Here is a 16,044-nt window from a genome sequence, read left to right on the forward strand (position 1 = left end):
GCCTACCCCCTCTCGCCCATGCGCCTTGGCATCGACTTCGGCACCAGCAACTCCGCCGCCGCGGCGGTCATCGACGGATCGGTGGTGCCTGTCCGCTTCGGCGACGCCCTGCAGTTCCGCACCACGGTGTATTTCCCCGAGGTGATGCGCGATCCCAACGACTTCGAACTGACCCCGGCGCTGGAGCACCAGGTCGCGGAACTGGTCGAATCCGGCCGGCGCGACGCCCGCGCCGCCGGCCAGGAACGCACGCCCGAGCAACTGCGCCGCGACGCCATCCGGGTCGTACGCCGGCAATGGATGGAGGAACGCATGCGCGAGCCGCGCAGTTCCACCACGCTGCTGCAGAACGCGGTGTACGGCGACGAAGCGCTGGAAGCCTATTTCGAGGAGAACGAAGGCAACCTGGTGCAGAGCCCGAAGTCGATGCTCGGCTACAACCTGCATCCGCGCGCGCGCCAGACCATCACCGGCATCGCCACCCACATCCTCGAACACATCCGCCTTACCGCCTCGCGCCAGCTGGAAACGCCGGTCCGCAGCGCCACGCTGGGGCGGCCGGTGCAGTTCCGCAGCTCCATCGGCGAGGCCGGCAACGCGCAGGCGCTGGAGATACTGCACACCGCCGCGCTGGCGGCCGGCTTCGACAGCATCGACTTCCTGGAGGAACCCGCCGCCGCGGCGATGCACTACCACGCCGGCAGCGGACAAGCGCACGAAGCGGTGATCGTGGACATCGGCGGCGGCACCACCGACATCGCCCATGCCAGCGTCGGCGGCGACGGCGCGCCGCGCATCCATCGCGCCTGGGGCGTCGCCCGCGGCGGCACCGACATCGACCTGGCGCTGAGCCTGGCCGGCTACATGCCGCTGTTCGGCCGCGGCAGCACCCGCGTGCCCGCGCACCACTACGTGGAAGCGGCGATGGTGCAGGACATGACCCGCCAGCGCGATTTCCGCCAGCACCGCTACGACGACGCCCCGGCGCCGTTCGACCGCCGCCTGCGGGCGCTGCAGGACACCGGCAACACCGCGCGCCTGTACCGGGCGGTAGAGCGCTGCAAGATCGCCCTCAGCGACGACCCAGCGCATTCGAGCGCGCTGGACTTCATCGAACCCGGCCTGCGCGCGGACGTGACCGCACCGCAGCTGGCCGACGCAGCCGCCGGCTACCTGCGCGAACTGACCGGACTGCTGGCGCAGGTACGGGCCGACATCGGCCACGACCCGGCCGCGGTGTTCCTGACCGGCGGCATGTCGCGCGCCGGCTACCTGCAGGCGGCGGTGGCCTCGGCCTTTCCCGGATCGCGGCTGGTGCATGGCGATCCCTCCTTCGGCGTGGTGCAGGGCCTGGCGCTGGCCGCCGCGCAGGCGCGGGCCTGATTCCCGCCGCCGTGGCGCGGCGCCACGGAACGGTGGGTTCCGCCGGCATTGGCCGGGGATTAACGCTTGCCGACGCGAACCCGCGTAGCATGGTGCCGTTCGCCTCATGACGCACCGGCGCCCGCGCCACCCGTGCGTTCCTCCCGACAGCCCGACCCGCCGCGCCGATCCGCGCGCGTAACGGCCCCGATCCCGTCCTATCCGCCGAGGGGAACCGCATGCCCGCATGGGCGCGGCTCCTCGCCCGCCGTTCCGGCCCCGACCACTCCCGCAGCTTCCTGCGCCGGTCGCATGCCATCAACCTGGAGGCCGACGCATGGGGATTCCCCAGGCTGCCGCTGCCGCACCCGCCGCCAAGCGCCAGCCCGCCGTCAGTTGCAGCAATTGCGATGCGGTGTGCTGCCGCCTGACGGTGCTGCTGATGCCCGAGGACCGCGTCCCCGAGCACCTGACCGAGTACACCGACGCCGGCCTGCACGTGATGGCGCGCGACGAGGACGGCTGGTGCGTGGCCGTCGACAGCCAGCGCCTGTGCTGCTCGATCTACGAACAACGTCCCGCCATCTGCCGCCGCTTCGTCATGGGCGCCCCCTATTGCCGCGAGGTCCGCCACACCTACCAGGACCAGATGCGCCGCGGCATTCCCCTCACCCTGTACCGCTAAGGAGCTTTCATGTCCCGTTCGCCCCTGAAGACCGCCAACCAGCCGCGCGTCAACCGTACCGACCGCAAGCAGGCCCAGTCGGCATTGAGCCACGAGCGCATCGCCGCCGACCTGGCCGCGTTCCGCAAGGCCGGTGGCAAGATCGAGGTACTGGGCAACACCAACACCCTGAAGAAGATCGCCGAGGCCAAGGCCGCCGACGCGGCCGCCGAGTAACGATCCACCGCACCGCACGGGCGTGCCGCCATCGCGGCACGCCTCAGCGGTTGCCCAGCCGCACCCGCACGTTGCCGGCATGCGAGCTGATGGAGATGTCGCCGTCGCCCGCGCCGATGCGGGTATCCAGCCGGCTGCCGGGCCCGTAGCGCGGACGCACCACCTCGCCGGCATCGGACTGGATGCGGCCGCTGAAGCTGTTCACCCGCAACTGTGCCGAGGTATCGGCCGGCAGGCTCAGCTCCACCGGCGCACTGACCGTCTGCACGCTGATGCGCCCACCCGGTGCGAGTCCGCCGCTGCGGATGCCCAGGTCGCCGGACACCGATTCGACATCGAGCCGCTGTACCCGGGAAAGCGCCAGTTTCACCGCTCCGGACACGGTCTCGGCGGACACGTCGCCGCCGGTGTCGCCGGAAGCATCGATGCCGCCGCTGACCGTACGCGCCTCCAGCCGGCGGGTCCGCAACTGCGAGCGGATCGATCCACTGACCGTGCCCAGCACTCCTTCGCCCGTACGCCCGGCGACGACGAGATCGCCGCTGACCGTCTGCGCCTGCAGCCGCCGCAGGTCGACGTCGGCGATGTCGATCCCGGCGCTGACCGTGCTGGCCTGCAGCTCCGCCGCGCGCGGCACCCGCAGTTCCAGCTGCGCACCGCGGCTGTTGCGGTTGTTGCGCGGGTAGACCACCTTCAGCTGCACCCGGTTGGAGCTGCTCTGCACCTCCAGCGTCTGGCCCTCGCCCAGCGAGCCGGTCAGCTGCACCTCGTCGCGGTCCCAACCGCGGATATTGACCTGGCCGGCGACGTTGCCGATCTCGACCCGCCCCCCGCTGGCCAGCGGATGGCGTTCGTTCACTGCGGTCTGCGCGTTGGCCGCGGCCAAGGGTGCCAACAGCACGACGGCAGCGGCAAGGAAGCGAATGGATCTGTGCATGGCGTGCTCCTTCAGGATTGAAGACCGGCGGCTTGCAACAGCCCCTGCCGGGTAAGTTCGAGACGCAGCGCATAGGTGCGCTGCAGCTGGCGCAACAGGAATCCCGCCTCCGGGCTCTGGCCGATGGCCGCATGGATCGCGCCGGCGCTGCGGTCCAGCTCGCCCAGCGCCGGCACCAGTTCGGCAGGCATCTGCCCGGCCGGCAACGCAGCGAGCGCCTGCCGGTACTCCCCGGCCATCGCATCGGCCTGCTGCAGCAAAGACCCCTGCATCATGGCCTCCGGCGGCAGCGATGGCGGCCGTGCGACCAGCACCAACACCAGCGATGCAGCGGTGGCCAGTCCCGCCAGCAGCGGCCACCGCCGCGACCGCTGCCGGACGGGCGTTGGCGCGGAAGCCCGGCCCGGTTGCGCGGCGATGCCCTCGGCGATGCCCGCCCATACCCTTGCCGGCGGCAGGCGCTCGCCCGGCAGCGCGCGCAGCCGCCGCAGCAGTTCGTCGTCATCGTGATCGTTCATTGCGGTTCTCCCAGGCGTGTCCGCAGCAGGCCGCGGGCGCGATGCAGCTGCGCCTTGGAGCTGCCGACCGCCATGCCCAGCTGTTCGGCGATTTCATGGTGTTTCCAGCCCTCGATGTCGTGCAGCACCAGCACCGCCCGTGCGCGCGGCGGCAGGGTCTCCAGCGCTTTTTCCAGGTCCAGCCCGCTGGCATGGCATCTCGCCGCAGCCGGGGTGTCGGCCAGTTCCTGCAGCCCGCGTTCGCCGGCATCGGCCGCTTCGAAGGCCGCATTGGCGCGCAACTCCATCAGCGCGGCGTTCACCGCCATGCGGTGCAGCCAGGTCCCCAGCGCGCTTTCGAAACGGAACGTGGGCAAGCTGCGCCAGGCCTGGATGAAGGTGTCCTGCAGCGCATCCTCGGCACGCGCGGCATTGCCGCCGCACAGCCGCCACAGCATCGCGTACAGCCGGGGCGAATGCCGCCGGTAGATGCGCTCGTATGCCTGTACGTCGCCCGCGGCGGCGGCACGGACGAGCGCCACGTCGTCCACGATCGGCGGATTGGCTGCGGAGGCGGTCACGGTGGCGTCGAGCATATCCGTTGGATGCGGACGACCCGCAAAAGGTTTAAACGCACGCTCCGCCGCGACCGCCGGCGACTTGAAACGGCGTTTTAAACCTTTGCCGTCCTGCCCCGCATCCAATCGATGAGCGCCGCGTTGCGGCCTGCCGTCCCACCGGAGATTCCATGCCCCCCACCGTCGCCACCCTGCTCCTGTGCCTGGCCTCCTGCCTGCCGTGGCAATGGGACGGGTGGTCGCTGCAACTGCACCTGGGCAGGGACCATGCCGACCTGTGCCTGCGGCAAGCCGAGGCGGGGGACGCGTACTGCCTGTCCGGACTGCCGCGACTGCTGTCGGGGTTGCCCATGCCGCTGCCGGTGATACGCGGCCGGCAAACGCCACCGGCCGCTCCGCCCCTCGTCCTGGCGCGCGGGGCTGCGACCACGGCCGCGGATGACCGCCCCACCTGAGACCGGGCGACCGAACGCCCCCGACGGAAGAAGGGCACCCTGCCCGCGATCCCCATCCTGTTGCAGCGGTCCACTTGCAGCACGCCTCCGCGCACCGCCATTGCGATGCCTCCCGCAGGCACCGCAGGTATCGGCAGCGTCCGCCCCGGGGCATATCGCCGCCGCCATTGCCGTTGGCCATGCGATACGCGCTGCGGCGCGTTGAAAACCCCTCGTCAATGCCGGTACCGTTGCCGTCGCCGCCCACCTGCGAATCGCGGCATCGCAAGGAGATAGTCCGTGATGAAGCAACACCTGCCGGTCTGGATGCATGAATGGATCGAGGTTTTCCAGGGCGGGTTGAGCATCCTCCTGATACTCGTCGCCGCATGGCTGCTGCGACTGCTGGCACGGCGGCTGCTGGCGCGCCTGGGTACCCATTACACCCTGCCCCTGCAGCTCGAGGTCGCGGCACGGCGCCTGTCGAACTTCGTCATCTGGAGCACGGCCCTGGTGATGATCCTGGACCGGCTGGGCGTCTCGGCCACGGTGCTGTGGACGGCATTCACCGGCTTCGCCGCCGTCGGCGCGGTGGCGTTCTTCGCCGCATGGAGCGTGCTTTCCAACATCTTCTGCACGCTGCTGATCTTCACCACCCGCCCGTTCCGCATCGGCGACCAGGTGGAACTGCTGGAGAATGGCGAAAAGCCCGGCCTCAAGGGCCGCGTCATCGACATCAACCTGATCTACACCACCCTGCAGGAAGTCGGCGGCCCGGTGGAAGGCACGCTGATGCAGATACCCAACAGCCTGTTCTTCCAGCGCCCGACCCGACGCTGGCGACCGACGCATGCCGGTTCGGCCGAGATCATCCAGGGAGACGGCTGAGACCCAGCCCCTCCATCCGGCGCCGCTTCCGGGCGCCCCCGCTCCACGCAATACAGGCACTCCACCATGTCCACCCTGGAACGCGCCATCGAGATCGCGGCCGCCGCCCACGCCGGGCAGGTGGACAAGGCCGGCCAGCCCTACATCCTGCATCCGCTGCGGGTGATGCTCCGCGTCTCGACGGAGCACGAACGGATCGCTGCCGTGCTTCACGACGTGGTCGAGGACACCCCGGTCACGATCGGGCAGTTGGCCGACGAAGGCTTCCCTCAGCCGGTTCTTTCCGCCATCGCCGCCCTGACGAAGCATCCGGGGGAATCCCGGATGCAGGCAGCGGTCCGCGCCGCCGCCGATCCCGTCGCCCGCATCGTGAAGCTGGCCGACAACGCGGAGAACATGGACCTGGGCCGGATCGCGAACCCGACCGAAAAGGACTTCGCCCGCCTGCGCGAATACGAACAGGTGCGCGCCCTGCTGCTGGCACCCGACGCGGCCTGACTTTCACCGAGGCCGATCATCCACGCCCAAGAGGACCCCATGGACAAGAGCGTTGAAAACACCGATCGACTGGCCTCCATCAACCACAAGATCGTTTCCGACGGAGAGACCCTGCCGACGGTCCAGCTCAAGGATGGCAGCCGGGTCCAGACCGGAACGGTCGCCGCCATGCTGCACAACATCGCCCTCTACAACGCAGGCGAGCGCGGCCAGGTCGAACGGGAACTGGAACTGGCGGTCCCCACCCTGATGAAGGTCGGGCTGTTCGAACTGTTCGCGCCCGACGAGTGGATCGGCGGCTCCAATCCTGGTCGCGAGCTGGTCGGCAGGTATGCGAAGCAATACCTGGCCAACCGCCGCTGACGCTTCCTCCGGGTCGATGCCGCCATCCGGCTCGCCGATGAACACACGACAATCCGGCCCTGGGCATGGATCCGCGGGCATCAGGCTTCGCGACTTTCCAGCATACTGGGCATGGACCCCCGAAGCTTCCGCCCCTCGCGGCTCCGGTCTTCGCAGCGGGAGGGAAGCGATGCGATGCCCCGGGACCCTGCATTCCATCCAGGCCGGCGACGCCCGGCATCGCGCGGCCCCGACTTCCGACGCACAAGGAGCAATCATGGACAGTGCAGGCGCAAAGAAACTCGTCGACCGCTACATCGCCGCCTACAACGCCTTCGACATCGACGGCATGCTGGTGCTCCTGTCCCCGGACATCCGCTTCGAGAACCATTCGGGCGACCAGCCTGCGACCGCCACGACCGGCATCGACGAATTCAGGCAGCTGGCGCAGCAGTCGAAGACGTTGTTCTCCGAACGCGAGCAGCGCGTTGCCGCGCTGCGGATCGGCCAGGACTCGGCCATCGCCGACATCGCCTTCCGCGGCGTACTGGCCGCCGATGTCCCCGGCGGCCCCGCGGCCGGAACCGTCCTCGAGCTGCAGGGAACCTCGGAGTTCACGTTCGACGACGGGCGGATCGCCAGGATCGTCGACCGCAGCTGAAACCCTGCCCCCCACGGTTCGCCCGAACCTGCGCCGCTTGTCCTGACGCCATGCGAGGTGGAGACAGATGAAGAGCTTGATGGTGATGGGCCTGATGATGGTCGCCGCCAGCGCGACGGCGCTGCCCGTCGATGAATGGCACACCTACGGCAACGACACGTACGGGTACGAGATCCGGTATCCCGAGCCGTACGAAGCCGACGTCACGAGGCCGGGCAACGAGCGCGACGGGAAAATCATCCGCATCGCCATGAAGCGGATCACCCGCCAGCATGGCATCGTCCTCGAGATCCACCCCGGCCTGTCCCTGCAGCGGATCATGGAGCAGATGGGGCCGCGGATGATGGCGCCCGGGCTGGAAGAGATCGAACGCGGCGACGTTGCCGTGGACACCGAGCTCAGCCGGATCCTCTGGCAGTCCACCACGGTCAATGGCGCCCCGGCCGTGAAGATGGAGGCCAGGTTCGTCCAGAACGGCGAACTGCACATGAGCCAGCTGTTCATGGACCAGGCCGTCATGACCGTGGATTTCTGGCCCTTTGCGGGCTTCGACGAGGAACTCGCGGAACGGATCGTATCGACCTTCCGCTGGACGGCCGGGACGCAGGGCAGCCCGGGTGCCGACGCCGACCAATGACCGCACCCGACCGGTATCGCCACCGTCCAGTCGCCGGAACGATGAGCGGATCGATCTTCCCGGCATGCCGCGGGGCCCCGCCGCATCGGTCGTTGACTGCGGCACGGCGATCGAAGCCCGCGAAAAAGCGGAGCCAAGAGCCGACATGTTGAAACGAACCCGTGTGGACGACGATATGCAGCCACTTGCAGCAGGGGAGCAACACGATGTATGAGCAGCGTGCCAGGAGTTTCACCGGGATAAGCGCATTCAAGAAGGATTACGTCGTAATAACCGCCGTGGACGACGAGCTTGCGGACCAAGGCATCGATCATTCGATCGTCTTTCGATATGCCGGTGGATCCTGGGGGAAAAAGACCCTCGAAGGCGCCACACGGGGCTCGATGGTTCTTGACGATGGAAGAAGGATCTTCAACATGGGCACCGATGGACGGATATTCATCCTGAACCTTCCCGGCATGTCCGAAGAACATGTGGACACCTCCGACGAGGGGCCCAGCGACCTGCTGACGTTGAGAGCCACACGCCTCATTGGCGATGGGATCTATGCAGCAGGCATGGGCAGGCATGTTTACAAGAGAACCGGGGACGGCGCATGGCTCCGGATCGACGACGGCGTTTTCCTGGAAAAGGAGAAACGCACCCGTGCAACGGGCTTCAACGCCATCGATGGATTCTCCGAAGACGACATTTATTGCGCGGGATACGCGGGAGAGGTCTGGCACTTCGACGGCGGCGCCTGGATCCGGAAGCAGAGCCCGGGCAATGTCGCCCTCAATTGCATCCTGTGCGCGGAAGACGGCCTGGTGTACGCCTGTGGAATGGCTGGAACCATCATCCGCGGTCGTGGCGACGCATGGGAGGCCATCGCACAGGACGTCACCCAAAGTGACTTCATGGGAATCGCCTCTTTCAAGGGCGCGCTTTACCTGTCGAGCCATGAGGGCCTGTTCAGGGCCACAGGCGACCTGGTAGAGAAGGTGGACCCAGGGATCAGCATTGACACGGCCTACCTGGACTGCGCCGACGGGCGCATTTGGTCGGTTGGTCCACGGGACATCGCCTGCAGCGACGATGCCGCGAGCTGGATCCGGATAGTGAATCCGTAATGCATGGCCGGACCATGCCGGCATCCGGACCGCCTGCGCGGACGCCCCCCCCCCGGACCAAGGATCGAAGCATGCGCATTTTCCTGCTTGCCGCCGCACTGTTCCTTTGCGTGGTGCCCGGCGCCCATGCAACCTCTTCTTTCGGTTACTCCGGCGAGTCTCTGGACGTCCAGTTCGTCGGCCGCGATTTCCAGCCGACATTCAACGGCACGATCGAGGTCTCGACCGGGACCGGGCCTCGCACCTTGCCGGTGCACAGCTACATGTTGAGCGACTACCGCTTCGGGGAATCGCTCAGGCTGGACTTCCGCAACCCCGGGGATGAGTCGCTGCCGCCGTCCTTCACCCTGATCGTGGTCGGCGCCCGGGCGACACTGGAAACCGGCGGACTCCGGCTCGGCGGCCATTTCACCTGGGAGAGCTGAACCATGCCCTGGCAACCACCCGATACGCCGCCCCGGCCGTCAGCGTTCCGCGGCGCCTCGTTCCGGGTCTCGAGTACCGTGCGCAGATGCCTGCTCCTGCTTTTCGCCGCGGTGGTTCCGCCCTCCGCCGCCGCCGTGGAGCCTTATCGCGTGCATGGAATCATGCTGCTGCAGCCGGACTTCGTGCTGCAGCAGCGCGCACCATCGGCAGAAGCGGTTTCCGGCTATATCAAGGCGGTACAGGAAGCGGCGGAAGGCGCGCTTGCCGCCGAGCCTCCCAGCCCGGCAAGCGGCCATCTCGTCCTCGCCGTGCGGCCGGACGGGCGGTCGATGGCCTGGCTGGATTTCAGACCCGCATTGCCCGCGCCGACCGCGGCTCGGTTGCTGTCGGCCATCCGCGGCGTGCCGCCGTTCGAGGCACGCAATGGCGTGGTCGTTTTCGCGCTCAATGCGACGCTGTGGGAGGCCGCTCCCACCCGCGGCTTTCCGGATCCCGCGGAATGGCGCAAGGCAATGGAAGGGCATGACGAACCCCGGGAAATAGGCGATCTTGTGGACGAGATATGGCCGCCGGATGCGCCAGCCCCCTGAAGATCCTCCATCGACGGCTGCCCTCCGGTTGCAGCCGAACTTTCCTCCTTCGACCTTGCGCGGGTGACCCCATGCCGATCGGCGACATCGCAGGCGACGCACTCGGCGGCCTTTTCCGTTTCCTGGGCCGCCTCTTCGTCGAGATATTCTTCGAGTTCATCATCCAGGGGACCGGCCACGTCCTGCTCCGCATCGGCCGGCCCAGGCACGAGCCCAGCGATACCGCCTGCGCCGTGGCCGGCCTGCTGTTCTGGGCCATGGTCGCGGTGGGCGCCTACGGGTTCTATCGCGCCACGTCGTCCTGACGCCCCCCACCATCCCGGCCACCGCAACCGTGCGGCCGGCCCGCGAACGACAGGCAACACCGAATGCGATTGTGGTCGCTGCATCCCCGATACCTGGACCCGCAGGGGCTGGTCGCCCTGTGGCGCGAGGCGCTGCTGGCGCGCGCGGTGCTGCGCGGCCAGACCCGCGGCTACCGGCACCACCCGCAACTGCAACGCTTCCGTGCGCATCCCAGTCCGCGCCTGGCGATCAACGCCTACCTGGCGGTAGTCCACGCCGAGGCGCTGGACCGCGGCTACCACTTCGACCGCGGCAAGATCGGGCCGGTCCGGGCGGTATCCTCCATTGCCGTCGAACAAGGTCAGATCGATTTCGAATGGCGGCACCTGCTCGCCAAGCTGGAGCACCGCAGCCCGGCCTTGTTCGGGCAAAGCCGGGACGTCGCCGATCCGGCATGCCACCCGCTTTTCCAACCTCGCCCCGGTCCGGTGGCATCATGGGAACGCGCTTCGCCATCATCGCCGCAGTGAACCCATGGCCGTCACGACGAATCTCCGCATCCGCCGCTACGAGGAGGGCGAGGAAACCGCCCTCTGGGAGATATTCCATTCCTCCATCCACCAGCTGGCGCATCGCCATTACAGCGCCGGGCAACTCGCGGCCTGGGCGCCGGACAATCGCGACGAGCACGCATGGCGGCGCCGGATCGCCGCGAACGCTCCGTTCGTGGCGGTCGTCGATGGCCGCATCGCCGGGTACGCCGATCTCCAGCCCTCCGGCTACATCGACCACTTCTTCGTCGGCGGTGCCTGCGCCGGCCGCGGCGTCGGCGCTGCACTGATGCGGCACCTGCTCGCCGTGGCCGAATCGCGGCGCATCGGCCGCCTGCATGCCGACGTCAGCCTTGCCGCGGAGGCATTCTTCCTGCGCCACGGCTTTTCCGTCGAGACGCGCCAGCAGGTCACGATCCGCGGCGTGCAGCTGCAGAACGCCCGCATGTCCAGGAGCGTCGCGCTCGGGCACACTCCCGCGCCGCCCGGCTGACCGCTCCGCCGGGCGGCGACGGGGACACCCGCCGGAACCGGGCAAGCTGTCGGCAGGCTCGACGGCACCGGACAAGGAGAAATCCATGAGCGACAACACCGGAAGCGTCGCCGGCGCGGTGGGAGCCATCGTCGGCCTGGCGGCCATCGCCCCGCCCCGCGCCTGCCCCAGGTGCGGCACCGGCCTGCCGGCCCTCCGCATTCCGCGGGACGTGCGCGAAGCCCTGTTCGGCGGCTGGCACTGCCCGAGCGGCGATGTCCGCATCGGACGGGACGGCGCACGGCTGCCGGACCCGACGTAACGACAGCCCTCCCGCCGCCACGGCAACATCGGCGGCGATGCGGACCACCCGCCGTTCAAGGCGCACGAGGGCCTGATCCGGTGACGCAATCCTCCCGGCGACGCCGGCGCGCGCCGGTTCGAGTGCGCCCGGACCGCTTTGCCGGGCCTGGCAGGAACGGCTGCGCACCGCAGCGTTTCATTCCCGGAAAGCCTGCGCGTGGCAGAATCCGCAAGCGTGGCCTCCCGCTGCCTGCCGGGACCACGCCTCCCCCCGCCGCTCCCCCCGCACCATGTCCGCCGCCTCCGATCCCTCGTGTCCGTCCATCGCGGCGGGCGCTGCCGTTTCTGCTTCCCCTTCGCCGGTACCGAGCGACCGCCAACGCTGGTTCAGCGTGATCGCGCTGGCGCTGGGCGCGTTCGTATTCAACACCAGCGAGTTCGTGCCGGTGGGGCTGCTGAGCGACATCGGCGGCAGCTTCGGCATGCCGATCGAGCACGTCGGGCTGATGCTGACGATCTACGCCTGGGTGGTCGCGCTGACCTCGCTGCCGGGCATGCTGCTGACCCGGCACATCGACCGGCGCAAGCTGCTGGCCGGCGTGTTCGCCTTGTTCGTCGTCAGCCATGTGCTGTCCGGATTGGCCTGGAGCTTCCCGGTACTGATGGCCAGCCGCATCGGCATCGCCCTGGCGCACGCGGTGTTCTGGTCGATCACCGCCTCGCTCGCGGTCCGGGTGGCGCCGGAAGGAAAGCGCCCGCAGGCGCTCGGCCTGCTGGCCACCGGCACCTCGATGGCGATGGTGCTGGGCATTCCGCTGGGACGCATCGTCGGCGAGGCACTGGGGTGGCGCGTCACCTTCCTGGCCATCGGCGGCGCGGCGCTGCTGGTGATGGCGGTGCTGGTGCGCCTGCTGCCGGCACTGCCCAGCCGCAACGCCGGCTCGGCCAGCAGCCTGCCGCTGCTGTTCCGGCGCCCGGCGCTGATGGCGCTGTACCTGCTGGTGATGGTGGTGGTTGCGGCACAGTTCACCGCCTACAGCTACATCGAGCCGTTCGTGCAGCAGGTGGGCGGTTTCGACGGCCACGTCACCACGCTGGTGCTGCTGCTGTTCGGCGGCATGGGGCTGGTCGGCAGCCTGCTGTTCTCGCGTTTCGGCCTGCGCTGGCCACGCGCTTTCCTGCTGGCGGCCATCGGCGTGCTGGGCGGCTGCCTGCTGTTGCTGGCGCCGGGCAACGGCCACGCCTGGATGCTGTACGCGCTGGCTTCGGTCTGGGGCGTGGCGATGATCTGCTTCGCGCTGTCGATGCAGTCCAAGGTGCTGCACCTGGCGTCGGACGCCACCGACGTGGCGATGTCGCTGTTCTCGGGCATCTTCAACATCGGCATCGGCGCCGGTGCGCTGATCGGCAGCCAGGTCAGCCTGCACCTGGGCCTCCAGCACATCGGCCTGGTCGGCGGACTGCTGGCGCTGCTGGGCTGGAGCTGGTGCCTGTTCGCGATGCTGCGCTACTCGGCCAGCTTCCGCCTTAGCGGCCCCACGCATTGAGGCCGGCCGCCGTCAACGCAGCTGGCTGTCCTTGCTGCCGCGGCGGTTGTAGCCGCTGAATTCGGCCTGCTCGCGGTCCTGCGCTTCCTGGCAGGCCACGCACAGGCGCACGCCGGGTATCGCCTTGCGCCGGGCCTCGGGAATCGGCGCGCCGCACTCTTCGCAATGTTCCAGCCCGGGACCGCTGGGCAGCTTGCTGCGCGCCCGCTTGATCGCATCCTCGACGGTGGCGTCGATCTGCTCCTGTACCGCGTCGTCTCCTGCCCAACCGGTGGCCATGACTGCCTGCTCCACAACGACCTTGCGCCAGCCTAGCCGAGTTGGCGCACGGCGGCGTCGAAGCGCGTATTCAGGCCGATGGCGGTTCAGGCCACGGCCGGCATCGCGCAGGCCGCGTCACCACATCAGGTCGTCGGGCACCTTGAACTGCGCGTAGTACGCATCGTCCTCGGCGTTGCCGGTGGACGGGGCGGCGTCGGCCGTGGCGGCATGGTCGACCACGACGAGCGAGGCGTCGCGCTCGCGGATCTTGTCGGCCGCCGCACGCGGCACCAGTTCATGGCCCTCGCCCAGCCGCACGATCACCAGCGTGCCGGCGGCCAGCTGCCGGCGCAGGCCGTCGTCGACCAGCAGGGTGCGGATCGCCGCGCCGTCGGCGAAGCGGTACTCCAGCTCGCCGCTGCGCTTCACCCGGCTGGTCTCGATGATCTGCCGGGCCTGGGCACGCAGTTCGGCCTGGCGCGCGGCCGCGTTGCGCTCGGCGGCAAGGGCACGATCGCGCTCCACCTTCTCCGCCCGCGCCCGCTCGATCTCCCGCTGCTCTTCGCTCGGCGCCCTGGGGGCCTTGGCGTGGCGGGCCTTGGCCTGCTCGTGCGCGACCTGCGCCACCTTGGACTTCTTGACCAGGCCGGCCTTGAGCAACTGTTCCTGGAGGGGGTTCGCCTTCGCCATGTTCCTGCACGTTCTTCGGTTGCCGATGGCTGCCATCATACTGGGCCATCCCGTCCACGCGCCCTGCCCACGCCCCGATGCAACCGCTGAAGTACCTCGCCGGCTATCCCGAGCACCTGCTGCAGCGGGTACGCGCACTGATCGAGCAGGACCGGCTGGGACAGGTATTGGGCGACAGGTACGGCCAGCCGCACGCGGTGCGCAGCGACCGCCAGCTGTACGAGTACACGCAGGCGCTGAAGGAGCGCTACCTGCGCCAGTCCGTGCCGCTGGGCAAGGTGGTCTACGACAACCGGCTGCAGGTGGTGAAGCACGCGCTGGGCACGCACACCACGGTGTCGCGGGTGCAGGGCAGCCGGCTCAAGGCCAGCCGCGAGATCCGCATCGCCAGCGTGTTCCGCGACGCCCCGGCCGATTTCCTGAAGATGATCGTGGTGCACGAACTGGCGCACCTGAAGGAATCGGACCACAACAAGGCGTTCTACCAGTTGTGCACGCACATGGAACCGGATTACCACCAGCTCGAATTCGACCTGCGCCTGTACCTCACCCACCTGGAGTGCGCGGGCCGGCGCTGACGCCCCGGCGGCGCTACTGCGACTGCCAGAGCACCTCGGCACGCCAGTACAGGCTGCCGCGCGCGGAGACCCCGAGCGAACGCCACAGCGCGGCCTGTTCGGCCAGCGGCAGGTCGAGCGCCTTGAGCGTGATTCCCAGCGAGGCCGGCAACAGCGTATCCAGCCGTTCCGGCTGCGACAGCAGCGGCCCGATGCCCGGCAGGTCGATCAGCGGCAAACGCACCAGCGCGTGCAGCGCGGTGCCCAGCAACTGCTGCGCCTGCAGCGGATCGGCCGCGCGCGCATCGACCAGGTAGTCCAGATGCAGGAGCTGGGCCGCGTGCAGGCGGCGGCCGTCGGCGCCGAGCACCGGGACCGCGCGCGCCGCCGGTGGCGAGGCGATGCGGAACAGGTGCAGCGAAACCGATTCGGCAACGGCCGCCTCCGCCGACGGCGCGGCCAGCTGCACGTTCACCGCCGCCGGCATGGCACTTTGCAGCAGGCCGCGCAGCGCATCGCTGGACACGGCAATCAATGCGTTCTGGGTCATGCTTCCACCTCCGCACAGGGGATCGGGTACTCCACCACCCACGGCACCCGGACCCGGCACCGTGTCCACCTCGCCCGCATGCATCGCCTCGCCACGGCGGCCACGCCCAGCATCCGGAACGCCTCGCCTGCGCACATTACGCCCGCGCCGCCGCAACGGCGCAATCCGGCCGGTTTGGCCGCGTCTTCCGCGCCAAGCCGGTACACTCGCCGCCCGTCGCCCCGAACCGCTTCCGATGCCCGACCCGATCCGCCTGGACAAACGCGTGGTTGAACTGCTGCGCTGCTCGCGCGCCGAAGCCCAGCACTACATCGAGGGCGGCTGGGTGTCGGTGGACGGCCGCGTGGTCGAAACCCCGCAGACGCTGGTGGGCGCCGAACGGGTGGAAATCGCCGCGGAAGCCGCCCCCGAGGCCGCCGAACCGGCCACGCTGCTGCTGAACAAGCCCGTCGGCAGCGACCCGGCAGCCACCGCCGCCCTGCTTTCGCCGCAGGCCCGCGCCGAAAGCGACGACTCCGGCGTGCGCCTGCTGCAGCGCCATTTCCAGCGGCTGGTGCCGCTGATGCCGCTGGACGACGACGCCAGCGGGCTGGTGGTGTTCAGCCAGGACTGGCGGGTGCGCCGGCGACTGGAGGAGGACCTGGCGACGATCGAACAGGAGTACGTGGTCGAGGTCGAGGGCCAGGCCGGCCCCTGGGCACTGGCGAAGCTCGGCCATGGCCTGCGCTACCAGGGCCGGGTGCTGGCGCCGTGCAAGGTCAGCTGGCAGAGCGAGAACCGGCTGCGGTTCGCGATCAAGCACGTGCAGCCGGGCCAGCTGCGGCAGATGTGCCGCGAGGTCGGGCTGGAGGCGACCGGCATCCGCCGGCTGCGGATCGGCCGCATCGGCCTGAGCAAGATGCCGGTGGGACAGTGGCGCTACCTGGCGCCCGGCCAGCGCTTCTGAGCGCCGCAGGCCGGCCAGGCGA

25 protein-coding genes are annotated in these 16,044 nt (G+C 69.1%); 19 read left to right on the plus strand and 6 right to left on the minus strand.

Annotated elements, in window-relative coordinates; all coding sequences use genetic code 11:
• Nucleotides 1-18: 18 nt before the first annotated feature.
• The 3 genes from OK345_RS01840 (at nucleotide 19) to OK345_RS01850 (ending at nucleotide 2,263) form a co-directional block, all read left to right on the plus strand.
• The gene (locus OK345_RS01840; RefSeq protein ID WP_265126185.1) at nucleotides 19-1,383 is read left to right on the plus strand and encodes an Hsp70 family protein; all 1,365 of its coding nucleotides are present in this window, start codon (nucleotides 19-21) and stop codon (nucleotides 1,381-1,383) included.
• A 316-nt stretch (nucleotides 1,384-1,699) separates the two neighbouring features.
• A complete protein-coding gene (locus OK345_RS01845; RefSeq protein WP_265126186.1) occupies nucleotides 1,700-2,047 on the plus strand; it encodes a YkgJ family cysteine cluster protein in 348 nt (115 codons plus the stop codon).
• A gap of 9 nt (nucleotides 2,048-2,056) precedes the next feature.
• Nucleotides 2,057-2,263, plus strand: a complete 207-nt coding sequence (locus OK345_RS01850) for a hypothetical protein (protein ID WP_265126187.1) — start codon at nucleotides 2,057-2,059, stop codon at nucleotides 2,261-2,263.
• A 43-nt stretch (nucleotides 2,264-2,306) separates the two neighbouring features.
• On the opposite strand, the gene OK345_RS01855 is transcribed toward OK345_RS01850, so the two are convergent.
• The 3 genes from OK345_RS01855 to OK345_RS01865 are packed head-to-tail and all read right to left on the minus strand — an operon-like array spanning nucleotide 2,307 to nucleotide 4,293.
• Nucleotides 2,307-3,200, minus strand: a complete 894-nt coding sequence (locus tag OK345_RS01855) for a DUF4097 family beta strand repeat-containing protein (protein WP_265126188.1) — start codon at nucleotides 3,198-3,200, stop codon at nucleotides 2,307-2,309.
• 11 nt (nucleotides 3,201-3,211) lie between these two features.
• Nucleotides 3,212-3,718: a hypothetical protein gene (locus tag OK345_RS01860; protein ID WP_265126189.1), complete on the minus strand. Its 507-nt coding sequence runs from the start codon at nucleotides 3,716-3,718 to the stop codon at nucleotides 3,212-3,214.
• On the minus strand, nucleotides 3,715-4,293 hold the full coding sequence (locus OK345_RS01865; RefSeq protein WP_265126190.1) for an RNA polymerase sigma factor: 579 nt from the start codon (nucleotides 4,291-4,293) through the stop codon (nucleotides 3,715-3,717). The genes OK345_RS01860 and OK345_RS01865 overlap by 4 nt, the downstream gene beginning before the upstream one ends.
• Nucleotides 4,294-4,445: 152 nt before the next feature.
• Between OK345_RS01865 and OK345_RS01870 the strand changes: the two genes are divergently transcribed.
• From OK345_RS01870 to OK345_RS01935, 14 genes are all read left to right on the plus strand, one after another.
• Nucleotides 4,446-4,730 (plus strand): hypothetical protein, encoded by a 285-nt coding sequence (locus tag OK345_RS01870; protein ID WP_265126191.1) that lies wholly within the window; start codon nucleotides 4,446-4,448, stop codon nucleotides 4,728-4,730.
• Nucleotides 4,731-5,012: 282 nt separating this feature from the next.
• Complete coding sequence (locus OK345_RS01875; RefSeq protein ID WP_265126192.1) at nucleotides 5,013-5,597, plus strand: mechanosensitive ion channel family protein; 585 nt, start codon at nucleotides 5,013-5,015, stop codon at nucleotides 5,595-5,597.
• 66 nt (nucleotides 5,598-5,663) lie between these two features.
• On the plus strand, nucleotides 5,664-6,095 hold the full coding sequence (locus OK345_RS01880) for an HD domain-containing protein (RefSeq protein WP_265126193.1): 432 nt from the start codon (nucleotides 5,664-5,666) through the stop codon (nucleotides 6,093-6,095).
• A gap of 39 nt (nucleotides 6,096-6,134) precedes the next feature.
• Nucleotides 6,135-6,458: a DUF7709 family protein gene (locus OK345_RS01885; RefSeq protein WP_265126194.1), complete on the plus strand. Its 324-nt coding sequence runs from the start codon at nucleotides 6,135-6,137 to the stop codon at nucleotides 6,456-6,458.
• A 256-nt stretch (nucleotides 6,459-6,714) separates the two neighbouring features.
• A complete protein-coding gene (locus tag OK345_RS01890; protein WP_265126195.1) occupies nucleotides 6,715-7,098 on the plus strand; it encodes a nuclear transport factor 2 family protein in 384 nt (127 codons plus the stop codon).
• 67 nt (nucleotides 7,099-7,165) lie between these two features.
• Nucleotides 7,166-7,735: a hypothetical protein gene (locus OK345_RS01895; RefSeq protein WP_265126196.1), complete on the plus strand. Its 570-nt coding sequence runs from the start codon at nucleotides 7,166-7,168 to the stop codon at nucleotides 7,733-7,735.
• A 206-nt stretch (nucleotides 7,736-7,941) separates the two neighbouring features.
• A complete protein-coding gene (locus tag OK345_RS01900) occupies nucleotides 7,942-8,844 on the plus strand; it encodes a hypothetical protein (RefSeq protein WP_265126197.1) in 903 nt (300 codons plus the stop codon).
• A gap of 71 nt (nucleotides 8,845-8,915) precedes the next feature.
• Complete coding sequence (locus OK345_RS01905) at nucleotides 8,916-9,269, plus strand: hypothetical protein (protein ID WP_265126198.1); 354 nt, start codon at nucleotides 8,916-8,918, stop codon at nucleotides 9,267-9,269.
• Between the two features lie 3 nt (nucleotides 9,270-9,272).
• Nucleotides 9,273-9,860, plus strand: a complete 588-nt coding sequence (locus tag OK345_RS01910; RefSeq protein ID WP_265126199.1) for a hypothetical protein — start codon at nucleotides 9,273-9,275, stop codon at nucleotides 9,858-9,860.
• Between the two features lie 71 nt (nucleotides 9,861-9,931).
• Nucleotides 9,932-10,165 (plus strand): hypothetical protein, encoded by a 234-nt coding sequence (locus OK345_RS01915; protein WP_265126200.1) that lies wholly within the window; start codon nucleotides 9,932-9,934, stop codon nucleotides 10,163-10,165.
• A 63-nt stretch (nucleotides 10,166-10,228) separates the two neighbouring features.
• Nucleotides 10,229-10,675, plus strand: coding sequence for a pyrimidine dimer DNA glycosylase/endonuclease V (locus tag OK345_RS01920; RefSeq protein ID WP_265126201.1), 447 nt, complete (start codon nucleotides 10,229-10,231; stop codon nucleotides 10,673-10,675).
• Between the two features lie 4 nt (nucleotides 10,676-10,679).
• Nucleotides 10,680-11,189, plus strand: coding sequence for a GNAT family N-acetyltransferase (locus tag OK345_RS01925; protein ID WP_265126202.1), 510 nt, complete (start codon nucleotides 10,680-10,682; stop codon nucleotides 11,187-11,189).
• 85 nt (nucleotides 11,190-11,274) lie between these two features.
• A complete protein-coding gene (locus OK345_RS01930; protein WP_265126203.1) occupies nucleotides 11,275-11,490 on the plus strand; it encodes a hypothetical protein in 216 nt (71 codons plus the stop codon).
• A 271-nt stretch (nucleotides 11,491-11,761) separates the two neighbouring features.
• Nucleotides 11,762-13,018 carry a sugar transporter gene (locus OK345_RS01935; RefSeq protein ID WP_265126204.1) on the plus strand — a complete coding sequence of 419 codons (1,257 nt, stop codon included), beginning with the start codon at nucleotides 11,762-11,764 and terminating at the stop codon, nucleotides 13,016-13,018.
• Nucleotides 13,019-13,030: 12 nt separating this feature from the next.
• Here OK345_RS01935 and OK345_RS01940 read toward each other — a convergent pair whose 3' ends face one another.
• Nucleotides 13,031-13,297: a DksA/TraR family C4-type zinc finger protein gene (locus tag OK345_RS01940; protein WP_265126205.1), complete on the minus strand. Its 267-nt coding sequence runs from the start codon at nucleotides 13,295-13,297 to the stop codon at nucleotides 13,031-13,033.
• A 117-nt stretch (nucleotides 13,298-13,414) separates the two neighbouring features.
• Nucleotides 13,415-13,969 carry a DUF2058 domain-containing protein gene (locus OK345_RS01945; protein ID WP_265126206.1) on the minus strand — a complete coding sequence of 185 codons (555 nt, stop codon included), beginning with the start codon at nucleotides 13,967-13,969 and terminating at the stop codon, nucleotides 13,415-13,417.
• Nucleotides 13,970-14,046: 77 nt separating this feature from the next.
• Between OK345_RS01945 and OK345_RS01950 the strand changes: the two genes are divergently transcribed.
• Nucleotides 14,047-14,547, plus strand: coding sequence for a M48 family metallopeptidase (locus OK345_RS01950; protein ID WP_265126207.1), 501 nt, complete (start codon nucleotides 14,047-14,049; stop codon nucleotides 14,545-14,547).
• 13 nt (nucleotides 14,548-14,560) lie between these two features.
• Here the strand turns inward: OK345_RS01950 and OK345_RS01955 are convergent, their stop codons facing one another.
• Nucleotides 14,561-15,076 (minus strand): Pvc16 family protein, encoded by a 516-nt coding sequence (locus OK345_RS01955; RefSeq protein WP_265126208.1) that lies wholly within the window; start codon nucleotides 15,074-15,076, stop codon nucleotides 14,561-14,563.
• Between the two features lie 235 nt (nucleotides 15,077-15,311).
• Here OK345_RS01955 and OK345_RS01960 point away from each other — a divergent pair, with 235 nt between their 5' ends.
• Nucleotides 15,312-16,022: an rRNA pseudouridine synthase gene (locus OK345_RS01960; protein WP_265126209.1), complete on the plus strand. Its 711-nt coding sequence runs from the start codon at nucleotides 15,312-15,314 to the stop codon at nucleotides 16,020-16,022.
• Nucleotides 16,023-16,044: the final 22 nt, after the last annotated feature.

The sequence above is a fragment of the Xanthomonas chitinilytica genome (genome assembly GCF_026107455.2).
Lineage (GTDB): Bacteria > Pseudomonadota > Gammaproteobacteria > Xanthomonadales > Xanthomonadaceae > Stenotrophomonas > Stenotrophomonas chitinilytica.